Here is a 1,209-nt window from a genome sequence, read left to right on the forward strand (position 1 = left end):
GGACCCGCGCCTGGCCAAACTGGCCGAGATCGTCAAGCCCGAGCGCATCCTGCCGGCCATCGTCGAGTTCGTGGACATCGCCGGCCTGGTGGCAGGCGCCTCCAAGGGCGAAGGCCTGGGCAACCAGTTCCTCAGCCACATCCGCGAGACCGACGCCATCGTCAACGTGGTGCGCTGCTTCGAGGACCCGAACGTGATCCACGTGGCCGGCAAGGTCGATCCGATCGCCGACATCGAGGTCATCCAGACCGAGCTGTGCCTGGCCGACCTGACCACGGTCGAGAAGAGCCTGCAGCGCTACACCAAGGCCGCCCGCAGCGGCAACGACAAGGAAGCCGCCGCCCTGGTCAAGGTGCTGGAGAAGTGCCAGGCCGCGCTGGACCAGGCCAAGCCCGTGCGCTCCATCGATTTCAGCAAGGAAGAGCTGGTCATCCTCAAGCCGCTGTGCCTGATCACCGCCAAGCCGGCGATGTTCGTGGGCAACGTGGCCGAGGACGGCTTCGAGAACAACCCCTTCCTGGACCGGCTGCGCGAGTACGCCGCAGCCCAGAAGGGCGAGGTCGTGGCCATCTGCGCCAAGACCGAGGCCGAGCTGGCCGAGATGGAGGACGAGGACCGCGCCATGTTCCTGGCCGAGATGGGCCAGGACGAGCCGGGCCTGAACCGCCTGATCCGCGCCGCCTTCAAGCTGCTGGGCCTGCAGACCTACTTCACCGCCGGCGTGAAGGAAGTGCGCGCCTGGACCATCCACATCGGCGACACCGCACCGCAGGCCGCCGGCGTGATCCACACCGACTTCGAACGCGGCTTCATCCGCGCCCAGACCATCGCCTACGAGGACTTCATCCAGTACAAGGGCGAACAGGGTGCCAAGGACGCCGGCAAGATGCGCGCCGAAGGCAAGGAATACGTCGTCAAGGATGGCGACGTGCTGAACTTCCTGTTCAACGTTTGAGCGCAGAACGAGGCTTCGATGGCTTTCACGAACTACCGAGAAGGTAGCGAAGCCCCTTGATCCGCGCCGCCCCTCAGCCGCGGCCCGTGGTCGGCAAGGTGATGCAGTGGATACAGACGGAGGCAGCAGCCTGCAGGAGCGACGCCGTCATGCAGCGCAGCTGGCAGACTGCCCGACACGGCGCATGACCCTTGTTTTCGACCCGGGAGGCCGGGTCGCCGCTCAGCTGCGAGACGGCAGCGGGACAACGCTCT

General features: G+C 66.3%; 2 protein-coding genes. One reads left to right on the forward strand and one right to left on the reverse strand.

Translation table 11 applies throughout. The features are described from left to right. Positions 1–955 (forward strand): redox-regulated ATPase YchF (ychF, locus tag I73_RS21740; RefSeq protein WP_022982551.1); only part of this gene is annotated, 955 nt, incomplete at its 5' end. Positions 956–1,028: 73 nt separating this feature from the next. Here the strand turns inward: ychF and I73_RS34225 are convergent. Next, on the reverse strand, positions 1,029–1,209 hold a 181-nt coding region (locus tag I73_RS34225; protein WP_234409576.1), incomplete at its 5' end, for a hypothetical protein.

It is taken from the genome of Ideonella sp. B508-1 (assembly GCF_000333615.1).
In the GTDB taxonomy this organism is placed as follows: Bacteria; Pseudomonadota; Gammaproteobacteria; order Burkholderiales; family Burkholderiaceae_C; genus Ideonella.